A 13,448-nucleotide genomic window follows, 5' to 3' on the forward strand; every position below is an offset into this window, starting at 1 on the left:
GAGCCTACCCGCCGCCCCGTCAAGCGACGTCGGCGGTGTCCTGCTCCTCCAGCCAGGCGACGATGCCCTCGACGGCGGAGCGGCAGCCGCCGCAGCCGGTGCTCGCCCGGGTGTCGCGCGCGACGGCGTCGGCCGTCCGGGCGCCGCCCTGCCAGCAGGCGCGGATCTGGCCCTTGCTGACGTCGTTGCACTGGCAGACGGTCGCCGCGTCCGGCATCCGCACCGGCGACTCGGCCTCGGGCGCCGCGCCGACGCCGGGGAACAGCAGGCCGAGCCGCTCGGCGGGCAGCGGCGAGGCCCGGTCGTAGAGCTGGGTGAGCGTCCCGGCGGTGGAGGTCTCGCCGAGCAGGATCGCGCCGATCAGCCGCCCGTCCCGGATCACGGCCTTCTTGTAGGTGCCGCGCGCGGCGTCGGTGAACCGGACGACCTCCACGTCCTCGTCGTCGTCGCCGAAGTGCGTCTCGCCCATCGACGCCAGCTCGATCCCGGCGGCCTTGAGCCGGGTGATCTGGCGGGCGCCGGTGAACCGCGCCGCGGGATCGGTGCCGGCGAGCAGCCCCGCCAGCACGGCCGCCTGCTCCCACGCGGGCGCCACCAGCCCGTACACCTCGTCGCGGTGCTCGGAGCACTCGCCGATGGCGCGGACGGACGGGTCGGTGACCGACCGCAGCTCGTCGTCGACGATCACGGCCCGGCCGACGGCCAGGCCCGCGTCCCGGGCGAGGCCCACCTCCGGCCGGACCCCGCAGGACAGGACGACCAGGTCGGCGCCGACGACCTCGGTCCCCCCGCCGGGCAGGGCCAGCTCGACGCCGGTCACCGCGCCGCCCGCGGTGCGCAGCCCCGTGACGGCGGCCTGCAGCCGGGTGCCGATGCCGAGGGCCGCCAGCGTGCGGGCCAGGACCTTCCCCGCGGCGGGGTCGAGCTGGCGCTCCATCAGGTGCCCGGCCAGGTGCAGGACGGTCACCTCCAGGCCGCGGCCCATGAGCCCGCGCGCGGCCTCGATGCCGAGCAGGCCGCCGCCCACGACCACCGCGCGGCGCGCCGAGTCGGCGAGGGCGGAGATGCGGCCGCAGTCCTCCAGCGTGCGGAACACCTCCGCGCCGTCCGGCAGGCCGTCCTCCAGGCCCGGCATCGGCGGGACGAACGCGGTGCTGCCGGTCGCGAGGACGAGCGTGCCGTAGGGGGTGACCGTGCCGTCGGAGGCGTGCACGGCCCGCGCCGCGCGGTCGATGCGGGTGACCTGGACGCCGAGCCGGGCGTCCACGCCGTGGGAGGCGTACCAGGCGGCGTCGACCAGGCTGATGTGGTCGGCCCGCGTCTTCCCGGCGAGGACGTTCGACAGCAGGATCCGGTTGTAGGGGCGCTGCGCCTCCGCGCCGAACACCGTCACCGGCGTCGCGGCGTCCCGGGAGCGCAGCTCGTCCACGAACCGCGCGCCGGCCATGCCGTTGCCGACGACGACCACGCCCGCCGCGTCCGCCGCGCTCATCGCTTCACCTCCAGGGGGAGGGGCTTGATCTGGTCGCGCTCGACCTCGAAGGCGATGCTCGGGTCGGGGGTCTGCGGCGCGTTGACGAACGAGACGAACCGGCGGAGCCGCTCGGGGTCGTCCAGGGTGTCGCGCCACTCGTCGGAGTAGGACGCGACGTGGCGGGCCATGGCGTCGTCGAGGTCGGCGCAGATGCCGAGCCGGTCGTCCACGATGACCTCGCGCAGGTAGTCCAGGCCGCCGTCGAGGGACTCCAGCCAGCTCGCGGTGCGCTGCAGCCGGTCGGCGGTGCGGATGTAGAACATCAGGAACCGGTCGATGCAGGTGATCAGTTCGTCGTCGGTGAGGTCGGTGGCGAACAGGTCGGCGTGCCGGGGCCGCATGCCGCCGTTCCCGGCGAGGTAGAGGTTCCAGCCGTTCTCGGTGGCGATGACGCCGAAGTCCTTGCTCTGCGCCTCGGCGCACTCGCGGGCGCAGCCGGACACGGCCGACTTCAGCTTGTGCGGGGCGCGCAGCCCCCGGTAGCGCATCTCCAGCCGGATCGCCATCGCGGCCGAGTCCTGGACGCCGTAGCGGCACCAGGTGGACCCGACGCACGACTTCACCGTGCGCAGCGCCTTGCCGTAGGCGTGGCCGGACTCGAACCCGGCCTCGACGAGCCGCCGCCAGATCTCCGGCAGCTGCTCCACGCGGGCGCCGAACAGGTCGATGCGCTGACCGCCGGTGATCTTGGTGTAGAGGCCGAAGTCGCGCGCCACCTCCCCGATCACGATGAGCCGCTCGGGGGTGATCTCCCCGCCGGGGACGCGCGGGACCACCGAGTAGGTGCCGTTCTTCTGCAGGTTGGCCAGGAAGTGGTCGTTGGTGTCCTGCAGCGCCGCCTGCTCGCCCTCCAGGATGTGGCCGTTGCCAAGGCTGGCGAGGATGGAGGCGACCGCGGGCTTGCAGATGTCGCAGCCGCGGCCCGTCCCGTGCTCCTGGACGAGCTGGGTGAAGCTCGCGACCCGCCCGGCCCGGACGATGTCGAACAGCTCGGCGCGGCTGTAGTCGAAGTGCTCGCAGATCGCCGTGCTGACCTCGATCCCGGCGGCGGTCAGCTCGGCGTCCAGGATCCGCTTCACCAGCGGGACGCAGCTGCCGCAGCTCGTCCCGGCCCGGGTGCGGTCCTTCACACCGGCCACGTCGGTCAGGGAGCATTCGGCGACCGCGCAGCGGATCCCCTCGGCGGTGACGTTGTTGCAGGAGCAGATGACCGTCGCCCCGGGGAGGTCGCCGCCCGCCGCCTCCGTCCCGCCGAACAGCATCTGCTCGGGCGCGGCAGGCAGGCCGCCGCCGACGTGGGCGCGGAGCGTGCCGTAGGACTCGGCGTCGCCGACGAGGACGCCGCCGAGCAGGGTCCGCGCGTCGTCGCTGACGACGAGCCGCTTGTAGACGCCGGCGACGGGGTCGGTGTAGGTGACGCCGAGCGCGCCCTGCCCGGGCCCGGCGAACGGGTCGCCGAAGCTGGCGACGTCGACGCCCATCAGCTTGAGCTTGGTCGACATGTCCGCGCCCTCGAACACCGCCGTGCTCGCCGGGGACAGCAGCCGGTCGGCGACCACCTCGGCCATCGAGAAGCACGGCCCGACCAGCCCGTAGACCGCGCCGCCGACCAGGGCGCACTCGCCGATCGCGAAGACGGCGGGGTCCTCGGTGCGGCAGGAGGCGTCCACCACGATCCCGCCGCGCTCCCCCACCGGCAGGCCGCAGCCGCGGGCCAGCTCGTCGCGCGGGCGGATCCCGGCGGAGAACACCACGACCTCGGCGTCGAGGACCGCGCCGTCCGCCAGCACGACGCGGCGGACGGAGCCGTCCTCCCCCGCCTCCAGGGCGCGCATCGGGGTGCCGGCGTGCACGGCCATGCCGAGCGCCTCGATGTGGCGGCGCAGCATCGCGCCGCCGCCCTCGTCGAGCTGGCGCGGCATCAGCCACGGCGCCACCTCCACGACGCCGCTGCGCAGGCCGAGGCCCTGGATCGCGCGGGCCGCCTCCAGGCCGAGCAGGCCGCCGCCGACGACGGCGCCGGTGGCCCTGCCCCGCGCGTACGCGCGGATCGCGTCCAGGTCGTCGATCGTGCGGTAGACGAAGACGCCCGGCAGGTCCGCGCCCTCGACCGGCGGGACGAACGGCGAGGACCCCGTGGCCAGGACGAGCGCGTCGTAGGGGACGGCGCGCCCCGCCGAGGTGGCGACCGTCCGGGCGGCGCGGTCGATCCCGGTGACCCGTTCCCCGGTCCGCACGGTGACGGTGCCGTCGTGCGCCGGGTAGGCGAGGTCGGCGCCCTCCAGGTGCGTCGTCAGCGCCACCCGGTCGTAGGCGGTGCGGGGCTCCTCGCCGATCACCGTGATCGTCCACGTTCCGGCGGCGTCGCGCTCGCGCACCGCCTCCACCAGGCGGTGCGCGGCCGGCCCGTGGCCGGCGACGACCAGGCGCCTGTCCGGTCTGCTGTCGGCTCCCATGGGCCCGATCCTCGGCGGCCCGCATTACCCGCAGGGATCCCCGCCGTCACCCCGGCGTTAAGTGGACCTCACAGGCGGCCCGCCCGCGAGGTTGGGCGGGCCGCCCACGCCGCACCCGCCCCGGTCGTGCACCATGGAAGGGTGACGGAGGCTGTGGAGAACGCGGCGCGGACCGGCCTGCCGATGCTGGCCGACCTCGTCTCGGACGGCGACGTGGTGGTGCTGAGCGGCGCGGGGCTGTCGACGGAGTCGGGCATTCCCGACTACCGCGGGGAGACGGGGCGGCGGCGGCGCGCGGAGCCGATGACCTACCAGGCGTTCACCGGGAGCGAGGCGGCGCGGCGCCGCTACTGGGCGCGCAGCCACCTCGGCTGGCGGCACATCGCGCGGGCCCGCCCGAACGCCGGGCACCGCGCGGTCGCCGAGCTGCAGCGGCGCGGCCTGCTGGCCGGGATCATCACCCAGAACGTCGACGGCCTCCAGCAGGCCGCGGGCGCGCGCGAGGTGATCGAGCTGCACGGCGCGCTGGACCGGGTCGTCTGCCTGTCCTGCGGCGAGCGGTCCGCGCGCGAGCGGCTGGACGAGCGGCTGCGCGAGGCCAACCCCGGCTGGACGGCCCGGGCCGAGACGATCAACCCCGACGGCGACGCCGTGCTGCGCGACGAGGCCGTCGAGACGTTCCGGATCGTGGACTGCGAGCGGTGCGGCGGCGCGCTCAAGCCCGATGTGATCTTCTTCGGGGAGAACGTGCCGCCGGGCCGCGTCGGGGACTGCTACGCGCTGACGGAGCGGGCGGGGGCGCTGCTGGTGCTGGGGTCGTCGCTGACCGTGCTGTCGGGGTACCGGTTCGTCCGGCACGCGGCGCGGCACGGCGTCCCGGTGGCGATCGTCAACCGCGGCGCGACCCGGGGCGATCCGCACGCGCTCGTCACGCTGGACGCCCCGCTCGGCGCGACCCTGGACGCGCTGGTCGCCGAGCTGCCCGCCTGAGCGGGCCCGCCCCGCCCTACCCCCCGCCCAGCAGGGAGGTCGCGGCCGGCGCCGGGGCGTGCGAGTGCCCGGGGTCCCCGGGCGGGGGCGCGCCGGTGGCCTGGGGCGGGTCGGGCAGCATGTCGCCGGTGACGAAGCCGGTGCCCTCCAGCAGCCTCATGTGGGTGCGGACGAACGTCTCGCACTGCTCGGAGAAGTTCCGCACGAGCGTGTTGCGCGTGCTGCCGCGGACGGCGGCGATCGCCGGGTAGATCTGCCCGTGCGCCATCCGCAGCCGGGCGACGGCCGTCCGGTCGTAGTCGTTCCCCGACTTGCCGGTGATCTCCGACATCCAGCTCTGCTGGTCCGGGGTGGGCCGGCTCGGCAGCGCGACGTTCAGCTTCGCGGCGACCGCGCGGTCCAGCGCGTCCAGCCGGACGTGCTGGCGCGCGATCTCGCCGAGGTTGCGGCGGGTCGCGGCCCGCGCGGCGCGGCGCTCGGCCTCCCGGCCGACGGGGATCTCCCACAGCCCCGCCTGACGGACCTTCACGACGAGGTCGCGGTCGGCGGGGCCGAGCGGCCCCCACGGGGTGTCGACGGTGGACTGGGCCGCGGCCTGGGCGTTCGCCTGCGGCGCCACGGCGCCGCCGTCGGCCGCCTGGCGGCCGATCGGCGCGCAGGCGCCGAGCAGCAGGGCCGCGGCGAGGCCGCACGCCGCGGCGGCGACCGGTCGGGGTTCTCGCATCCGCCGCCGCCTTTCGGTCGAGGGGGAAGGGGCGTCGATGCGCAGTACGCGCGTCCGGGCGGGAAGGTTCGGCCGGGCTCGGACCGGTTCGGGCCGGGCTCAGGTCCAGCCGAGCTGGGCCAGGGAGGTGACCGGCGGTTCGCCGCCCGCGTCGGTGAAGGCGCGCAGGGCGTCGACGAGGGCGCGCCGCTGCCCGGCCGGCATCCGGGCCACCACCGCGGCGATGTCGGCGCGGCGGCGGGCGGTCACGTCGTCGACGATGCCGCGCCCGGCCGGGGTGAGCTGGATGCGGACCTCCCGGCCGCTGTCGGGGCTGGCCTGGCGGTCCACCAGCCCGGCGGCGGCCAGCCGGTCCACCATCCGCATCGCGGTCGAGGGATTGACCTCCAGGAGCCCGGCGAGCGTCACGAGCTTGGCGGGCCCCTGCGAGGACAGCACCACCAGGAGCCGGAACTGCGGCAGCGTGACGGCGCCCTCCACCGCGGCCAGCGAGCGCGCCGAGACCGCCACCAGCAGGCGGGACGCGGTCAGCAGCGCCGAGGTCACCGCGTCGACGCCGTCGTCGTACCGCTCGTTCATGACGACTTTCTACAGGGACCCGTCCCGCGTCCGCGAGCGCCGCCGCGGACCGGGCCGCCACCGGTCACCGGCCGTCCCCGTCCGGGAGGAGGCCGGCGAGGAGTTCGGCGAGATGGCGTGGCCGGGCGGCGGTCCCCGACTCGATCTGCGTCCGGCAGGAGAACCCGTCGGCGAGGACGACCGTCCCCGGCCCGGCGTCCCGCACCGCGGGCCACACGCCCTGCTCGGCGATGGCGGCCGACACCTCGTGGTGGCCCGCCTCGAAGCCGAAGTTCCCGGCGAGGCCGCAGCACCCGACGTCGAGCGTCCGCACGTCGACCCCGGCGCGCGCCAGCACGCGCCGGTCGGCGTCGAACCCCATGACGGCGTGCTGGTGGCAGTGCGGCTGGGCGATCGCGCGGACCTTCGGCCGGTCGAGCCCGGCGACGACGTCGTGGGACGCGCCCGGCGAGGCGCCACCGGACTCCTCCTGGTGCTCGTCGAGGAGCTCGGCGAGGGTCCGGGTCTGGTCGCGGAGCCGCTTGACGTCGTCCTCCAGCGCGTCGCCCTCCATCAGCTCGGGGGCGTCGGCGCGGAACACCGCGGTGCAGCTCGGCTCCAGCCCGACCACGGGGACGCCGTCGCGCAGCCGCGGCGCGAGGGCCCGGACGGTGCGGCGCAGCACGCGGGCGGCCGTGCCGAGCTGCCCCGTGGAGATCCAGGTCAGGCCGCAGCACAGCGGCACCGGCGGGACCTCGACCCGGTGGCCGGTCGCCTCCAGGACGCGGACCGCGGCCTTGCCGATGTGCGGGTGGAAGTTGTCGGTGAACGTGTCGGGCCACAGCACGACCCGCCGCCCGCCGCCGCGCGGGGGCCGGCGCCTGAACCAGTCGGTGAACCGCTCGCCGGCGAAGCGGGGCATGTCGCGGCGCGGGTCGATGCCGCCGATCCGCTTGGCGACCCGGTCCAGGACGGGGGCATGCAGTGCGGCGTTGGCGGCGCCGGGCGCCAGCGCGGCGATCCGCGCCCACAGCGGCAGCCAGCCCATGGTGTAGTGCGCGGGCGGACGGATGCGGCCCCGGTAGTGGTGGGAGAGGAACTCGGCCTTGTAGGTGGCCATGTCCACGTTGACGGGGCAGTCGCTGCGGCATCCCTTGCAGGCCAGGCACAGGTCGAGGGCGTCGCGGACGTCCCGCGACCGCCATCCGTCGGTGATGACGACGGCGCCGCCCGGCCCCGGCACCGCCGGGTTCGGCGTGCCGCCGCGCGGCATCCCGCGCATCATCTCCATCAGCAGCCGGGCCCGGCCCCGGGTGGAGTGCTCCTCCTCCCCCGTCACCCGGTAGCTCGGGCACATGACGCCGCCCGAGGACGCCCGGCACTTGCCGATCCCTACGCAGCGGGCCGCGGCGTGGGTGAAGCGGTGGTCGTCGTCGGGGAAGGAGAACCGGGTCCGCGGCTCGGCCGGGTCGTAGCCGAGGTGGTCGAGGTTCTCGTCCAGCCGGGACGGGTGGACGATCTTGCCGGGGTTCATCCGGTTCCCCGGGTCGAAGACCGCCTTGAACCGCTCGAACAGCCGGACCACCTCGTCCCCGAACATGATCGGCAGCAGCTCGCCGCGGGCCTGGCCGTCGCCGTGCTCGCCCGACAGCGACCCGCCGTGGTCCGCGACGAGGCGGGCGGCGCGCTCGATGAAGCGCCGGTACCCGCCGGTGCCGCGCTCGTCCTCCAGGTCGAACGGGATACGGGTGTGCACGCAGCCCTGCCCGAAGTGCCCGTAGAGCGAGACGGGGCCATAGCCGAACTCGTCGACGAGGGCGCGGAAGTCGCGCAGGTAGCCGCCGAGCCGGTCGGGCGGGACGGCGGCGTCCTCCCAGCCCTCGTGGGTGTCGGGCCGTCCCGGCGGGTAGGCGGTCGCGCCGAGCCCGGCCTCGCGCACCTTCCAGAGCAGCTCCTCCTCGTGCGGGTCGCGCACGAAGGTGCAGCGCGGCGGGTTCGGCCCGTTCTCCAGGTCCTCGATGAGCGAGCGGGCCCTGCCGTCGGCCTCGTCCTTGGTGTCGCCGCCGAAGCGGACCATGAGCCAGCCCCCTCCCTCCGGCATGTCCTCCACCGCGCGGGGCCCGGCGAGATGGTCGCGGCGGGCCAGGTCGAGGAGCCGCTCGTCCATGCCCTCCAGCGCGAGCGGGCGCGAGGGCAGGACGCGCGGCACGGCGTCGCCGGCCTCCGCGATGCCGTCGTAGCCGAGGACGGCGAGCGACTCGAAGGCCGGGATTGGCACCAGGCGTATCTCCGCGCGCAGCACGGCGACGAGCGTGCCCTCCGACCCGACGAGGGCGCGTGCCACGTCGAAGCCCTTCTCGGGCAGCAGCGAGTCCAGGTTGTAGCCGGACACGCGGCGCGGGATGCCGGGGTAGCGGGTGCGGATCAGCTCCATGCCGTCGTCGCGCAGGTCGCGCAGCGCGCGGTAGATCTCGGCGCGCCGGCCGCCCTCGTCCTGGATCCGCTCGTACTCCTCCTCGGAGGTCTCCCCGACCCACATCCGCAGCCCGTCGTAGGTCAGCACCTCCAGCCGCAGGACGGAGTCGACCATCTTCCCGTACGCCTGCGCCGACGCGCCGCACGAGTTGTTGCCGATCATCCCGCCGATCGTGCAGGTGTCGTGGGTGGACGGCTTGGGCCCCACCATCAGCCGGTGCCGCGACAGCCGCTCGTTCAGGTCGTCCAGGCACGCGCCGGGCTCGACCACGGCGCGGCGCGCCCGCGGGTCGACCGACACCAGCGCGCGGCAGTACTTGGACCAGTCGACGACCACCGCGTCGTTGACGCACTGCCCGGCCAGGCTCGTCCCGCCGCCGCGGGACAGGATCGGGACGTCGTGCTCGGCGCAGACCCGGACGGCCTCCGCGCCGGCCTCGACCGTCCGCGGCACCACCACCCCGATGGGCGGCTGCTGGTAGTTGGACGAGTCGTGGGAGTAGGCGGCCCGGGAGCCGGGATCGAACCGGACCTCGCCGTCCACCCTCTCGCCGAGCGCGCGCCGCAGCGCGTCCCGCCCGCGGGACGCCGCGCCCGCTCGCCTCTGGTCCTGCCGTGTCCCCTTCGCCGAAACAGCCATGTCAAGACGACTAACCGCCAGGGCCCGCTTCAATCGCCCGGCCTGCCGTCCGTCCGGCCCGAGCGCCGTCCCGCGGTCATCCCGCGGTCATCCGGCGAGGCGCCAGGCGGTCTCCAGCAGGAGGGCGTGCACGAACGCCTGGGGCATGTTGCCGCGCAGCTGCCGCTGCCCGACGTCGTACTCCTCGGAGAACAGGCCGCTGGTCGCGCAGCCCGACCGGGTCCGCTCGAAGGCGGCGAGGGCCCGGGCGGTGTCGCCCTGGCGGTCCTCGGCGAGGGCGAGGAAGAAGCCGCAGAGGATGAAGGCGCCCTCGGCCACGCCGAGGGGCTCGTCCCCCGCCCGGTAGCGGTAGACGAACCCCTCCTCGACGAGGTCCTCGCGCACGGCCCGCAGCGTCGCGGCGGTGCGGGGGTCCTCGCTCGGGAGCGCGCCCCGCAGCGGCGGGATGAGCAGCGCCGCGTCCACGCGGTCGTCGCCGGGCGCGCGCCTCCACCGGCCCTCGGGGGTGAGCGAGGTCCGGGACGTCTCGGCGAGGATGGCGTCGGCGAGCGAGGTCCACCGGGCCGCCTCGGCGGGGCCCGCCAGCGTCCGGGCCGCCTGGCGCAGGCCGGCGACGCAGGTCAGGCGCGAATGCGTCCACAGGTCGTCGTGGATCTCCCAGATCCCCGCCTCGGGCCGGGTCCAGCTGCGCGCGACCGCGCCGACCGCGACGCGGGCGGCCTCCACCGCCTCCGGGAGCCGGCGGTCGTGCTCGGCGGCGGCCGACAGCAGCAGCAGCGCCTCCCCCAGCGCGTCCAGCTGGAACTGGTCGCCGGCCCTGTTCCCGACGACCGCCCGGGCGCCCGGGTAGCCGGGCAGGCCGCTGGAGCTCTCGGCCGGCACCTGCCCGCCGGTGACGGTGTAGGCGGGCCTCAGCCGCTCCCCGTCGGCGAGGACGCGGGCGGACACGAACTCCACGGCGGCGCGCAGCAGGCGGGGCGGCCCGCCGTGGAGGGCGACGGCGCGCCCGGCGAAGCACTGGTCGCGGATCCAGGCGTAGCGGTAGTCGAAGTTGCGGCCCTCGTCCGCGCGTTCCGGAAGCGCCGTCGTGGCGGCGGCGACCATCCCACCGCCGGAGGCGGTGAGGCCCGTCAGGACGGAGTAGGCGAGGCGGGCGTCGCGCGGGGCGAGGGTGTCGCGGCAGTCCGGCACGGCCTCGCGCCAGTCCCGCTCGGTGGCCTCCCACAGCTCCGCGGCGTCCAGCGGGCCGCGGCCCCCGCCCTCGGCGATCTCCAGGACCAGGTCGCGGGTCTCCCCCTCGTCCAGGTCGAAGGCGAGGTCAAGGACGGGCCCGCCGCCGTCGCCGTCGCGCACGACGGCCTCGTCCGCGCCGCGCCAGCGCAGCGACGCGCCGCCGCCGCGGGCCGTCCACTCCGGGCCGTCGCGGCGCACGTCCCGCATCCGGGGAGCGCCGTGACCGGTGCGGACGTCCAGCAGGGCCCGGACGCGGGAGCGGCCGCGGACGGCACGGCACCTGCGCAGGATGACCGCGCGGCCGGGCGCCGCCGGCCGCGCGAGGGCCTCGCGGCACTCCAGGATCGCGCCGTCGCCGGTCACCCACCGGCTGTGCCAGATGAGCCCGCGGTCCTCGTAGTAGCCGCCCCAGACCCACCGCCCGGGACCGGGCTGGACCACGTAGGCGCCGGGGCCGCCGAGCAGGCCCGCGAAGGCGGGCGGCGAGTCCCAGACCGGGAAGCACATCCACGCGTACTCCCCGTGCGGGCCCACGAGCGCGCCGCGTTCGCCGTCGGCGATGAGGGCGTAGTCGCGGAGGGCCTTCGGGCCGGAGTCCTTTGCTCCGAAGTCGTCCTGCATGCCCTCCCACTACCCGGGAGACCGCCGTTACTCGGAGCCGGGCAGAGGGACGCTCCTTCCGACCGCCCCACCGGCCCCGGGCCGTCCGGACCGCCTCGCAGACGGCCCAGACTGCCCGACGACCGGCCAGGGCCTGTCTCGAAGTGGCTCCGGCCATGCGCGCGAACGCGTGACCTGGCCGGTGCCGCGAAGCCGGAGGCGAGCGGCACCGGCCAGATCGCGAAGCGATGCCGCGTTCGCCCGGCCCCGGTCACGCAGCGAGCCGCCAGGCGAGCGAAGTGGGCCGGGACTGAACCAACACGCCTAGGCGTCCCGGCGCTTGAGCAGGACGGCGGCGATGGCGAGCAGCACTCCGGTCCAGAGGGCGAAGACGCCGTACCCCTGCCAGGGGGTCAGCAGGTCGTTCTCCCCCTGGGTGGACTTGGCGATCAGCTGACCCGCCTGGGACGGCAGGTAGGCGCTGACGTGGTCGCCGATGCTGCCGGGCAGCAGCGTGGCGAGCGGCGTCAGCACCAGCACGAACCCGATGACGCCGGTGATGCCTCCGGCGGTGTGCCGCACGATGGCGCCGATCGCCAGGGCGAAGAGCCCGAGCATCGCCAGGTACAGGCCGCCGCCGATGACGGCGCGCAGCACGCCCTCGTCGCTCAGCGACACCTGTGCCTTGTCCCCGATGAGCGCCGAGCCGATGAAGAACGAGACGAACGACACCACGACGCCGAGGACGAAGACGACCGCACCGAACACCAGGGCCTTCGCCCACAGAACGGGCAGCCGCTTCGGCACCGCGAGCAGGCTCGCGCGGATCATGCCGGTCGAGTACTCCGACGCGATCACCAGCACGCCGAGCACGCAGATGGTCAGCTGGCCGAGGAAGAAGCCGCTGCCGAGGATGAAGCCGGTCGGGTCGGCGACGACGGAGGCGCGGTCGGCGGGGTTGGTGTTGTCCCACTGCGCGACGGTGACGCCGACCAGCAGCGCGGTGAATCCGAGGTCCACGACGACGAGCAGGATCAGCGTCCACAGCGTGGACCGCACGGTGCGGATCTTCGTCCACTCCGAGAGCAGGAGGCGCCCGAAGCCGGGACGGGGGTGGGCCGCGGGATCCGCGGCGGGCGTGGCGGTGGCCGTGGTCATCGGTTCTCCCCCTCCTCGGCGAGGACGGCACTCGGCGCGGGGACGGCCGCCGGCGCGGGCTCGCCGGCTCCGCCGTACTCGACGCTGTCGCGGGTCAGTTCCATGAACGCCGACTCCAGCGAGCCGCGGGTCGGGGTGAGCTCGTGCAGCACGATGCCCTCGGCCGCGGCGAGCTCCCCGACGCGGGGCGCCTCCATGTGGGAGACGTTGAGCAGCCCCTCCTCCTGCACGGACGCCTTGCCCCCCTCGGCGGTGACGAGGTCGGCGAGGCGGGCCGCGTCCGGGCTGCGGACGATCACCGCCTTCTCGGTGCTGCGCTCGATGAACTCCTCGGTGGAGCAGTCCGCGATCAGCCGGCCGCGGCCGACGACGATGAGGTGCTCGGCGGTGACGGCCATCTCGTTCATCAGGTGGCTGGAGACGAACACCGTGCGCCCCTCGGCGGCGAGCCTCTGCATGAGCGTGCGGATCCAGACGATGCCCTCCGGATCGAGGCCGTTGACGGGCTCGTCCAAGACGAGCACGGACGGGTCGCCGAGCAGCGCGGCGGCGATGCCGAGCCGCTGCCCCATACCCAGCGAGAAGCCGCCGGCGCGTTTGCGGGCGACGCCGCCGAGGCCGACGAGCTCGACCACCTCGTCGACGCGCTTCTTGCCGATGCCCTGCGTCTGGGCGAGGCACAGCAGGTGGTTGTAGGCGCTGCGGCCGGTGTGGACGGCCCGCGCCTCCAGCAGCGCCCCGACGACGCGCATCGGCGCGTTCAGGTCGCGGTAGTGGCGGCCGTGGATCCGGGCGTCCCCGCGGTCGGGGCGGTCCAGGCCGAGCAGCAGCCGCATGGTGGTCGACTTCCCGGCGCCGTTGGGGCCGAGGAACCCGGTGACCCGCCCGGGGACCACCGTGAACGACAGGTCGTCCACGGCCGTCCTGTCGCCGTAGCGCTTGGTGAGGTTCTCCGCCTCGATCATGCCTCTCCCGGCGTCTCTCGGTAGTGGTTCGGTGACCGGAATCACACTAGTGCCCCGGGGCACCGACCGGATCCTCCGCAGTGCGGATCATTTGGCGCCCGGCGGCGGGGCGCGG

Annotated in this window: 9 protein-coding genes; 1 reads left to right on the plus strand and 8 read right to left on the minus strand. The window is 75.4% G+C overall.

What is annotated here, in order from left to right; genetic code table 11:
* Positions 1 to 19: 19 nt before the first annotated feature.
* Positions 20 to 1,492 (minus strand): FAD-dependent oxidoreductase, encoded by a 1,473-nt coding sequence (locus tag BJY14_RS00250; RefSeq protein WP_179841706.1) that lies wholly within the window; start codon positions 1,490 to 1,492, stop codon positions 20 to 22.
* Positions 1,489 to 3,990, minus strand: a complete 2,502-nt coding sequence (gene nirB / locus BJY14_RS00255; RefSeq protein WP_179841707.1) for a nitrite reductase large subunit NirB — start codon at positions 3,988 to 3,990, stop codon at positions 1,489 to 1,491. The genes BJY14_RS00250 and nirB overlap by 4 nt, the downstream gene beginning before the upstream one ends.
* Before the next feature lie 141 nt (positions 3,991 to 4,131).
* Between nirB and BJY14_RS00260 the strand changes: the two genes are divergently transcribed.
* On the plus strand, positions 4,132 to 4,980 hold the full coding sequence (locus BJY14_RS00260) for an NAD-dependent protein deacetylase (RefSeq protein ID WP_376769987.1): 849 nt from the start codon (positions 4,132 to 4,134) through the stop codon (positions 4,978 to 4,980).
* A 16-nt stretch (positions 4,981 to 4,996) separates the two neighbouring features.
* Here BJY14_RS00260 and BJY14_RS00265 read toward each other — a convergent pair whose 3' ends face one another.
* From BJY14_RS00265 to BJY14_RS00290, 6 genes are all read right to left on the minus strand, one after another.
* Positions 4,997 to 5,704, minus strand: coding sequence for a DUF4142 domain-containing protein (locus tag BJY14_RS00265; RefSeq protein ID WP_179841708.1), 708 nt, complete (start codon positions 5,702 to 5,704; stop codon positions 4,997 to 4,999).
* 99 nt (positions 5,705 to 5,803) lie between these two features.
* Positions 5,804 to 6,283 carry a MarR family winged helix-turn-helix transcriptional regulator gene (locus tag BJY14_RS00270; RefSeq protein ID WP_179841709.1) on the minus strand — a complete coding sequence of 160 codons (480 nt, stop codon included), beginning with the start codon at positions 6,281 to 6,283 and terminating at the stop codon, positions 5,804 to 5,806.
* Between the two features lie 64 nt (positions 6,284 to 6,347).
* Positions 6,348 to 9,377 carry an FAD-binding and (Fe-S)-binding domain-containing protein gene (locus tag BJY14_RS00275; protein WP_179841710.1) on the minus strand — a complete coding sequence of 1,010 codons (3,030 nt, stop codon included), beginning with the start codon at positions 9,375 to 9,377 and terminating at the stop codon, positions 6,348 to 6,350.
* 87 nt (positions 9,378 to 9,464) lie between these two features.
* Positions 9,465 to 11,231 carry a glycoside hydrolase family 15 protein gene (locus BJY14_RS00280; RefSeq protein ID WP_179841711.1) on the minus strand — a complete coding sequence of 589 codons (1,767 nt, stop codon included), beginning with the start codon at positions 11,229 to 11,231 and terminating at the stop codon, positions 9,465 to 9,467.
* Positions 11,232 to 11,534: 303 nt separating this feature from the next.
* Complete coding sequence (locus tag BJY14_RS00285) at positions 11,535 to 12,368, minus strand: ABC-2 transporter permease family protein (protein WP_179841712.1); 834 nt, start codon at positions 12,366 to 12,368, stop codon at positions 11,535 to 11,537.
* A complete protein-coding gene (locus BJY14_RS00290; protein ID WP_179841713.1) occupies positions 12,365 to 13,333 on the minus strand; it encodes an ABC transporter ATP-binding protein in 969 nt (322 codons plus the stop codon). Before BJY14_RS00290 ends, BJY14_RS00285 begins: the two co-directional genes overlap by 4 nt.
* Positions 13,334 to 13,448: the final 115 nt, after the last annotated feature.

The organism is Actinomadura luteofluorescens (genome assembly GCF_013409365.1).
GTDB classification, from domain to species: Bacteria; Actinomycetota; Actinomycetes; order Streptosporangiales; family Streptosporangiaceae; genus Spirillospora; species Spirillospora luteofluorescens.

What these genes read in the sequence shown, in the direction of transcription:
- BJY14_RS00275 (WP_179841710.1), bottom strand. Translation starts at nt 9,377, where the DNA reads ATGGCTGTTTCGGCGAAGGGGACACGGCAGGACCAGAGGCGAGCGGGC.
- BJY14_RS00270 (WP_179841709.1), bottom strand. Translation starts at nt 6,283, where the DNA reads ATGAACGAGCGGTACGACGACGGCGTCGACGCGGTGACCTCGGCGCTG.
- nirB (WP_179841707.1), bottom strand. Translation starts at nt 3,990, where the DNA reads ATGGGAGCCGACAGCAGACCGGACAGGCGCCTGGTCGTCGCCGGCCAC.
- BJY14_RS00285 (WP_179841712.1), bottom strand. Translation starts at nt 12,368, where the DNA reads ATGACCACGGCCACCGCCACGCCCGCCGCGGATCCCGCGGCCCACCCC.
- BJY14_RS00265 (WP_179841708.1), bottom strand. Translation starts at nt 5,704, where the DNA reads ATGCGAGAACCCCGACCGGTCGCCGCCGCGGCGTGCGGCCTCGCCGCG.
- BJY14_RS00250 (WP_179841706.1), bottom strand. Translation starts at nt 1,492, where the DNA reads ATGAGCGCGGCGGACGCGGCGGGCGTGGTCGTCGTCGGCAACGGCATG.
- BJY14_RS00290 (WP_179841713.1), bottom strand. Translation starts at nt 13,333, where the DNA reads ATGATCGAGGCGGAGAACCTCACCAAGCGCTACGGCGACAGGACGGCC.
- BJY14_RS00280 (WP_179841711.1), bottom strand. Translation starts at nt 11,231, where the DNA reads ATGCAGGACGACTTCGGAGCAAAGGACTCCGGCCCGAAGGCCCTCCGC.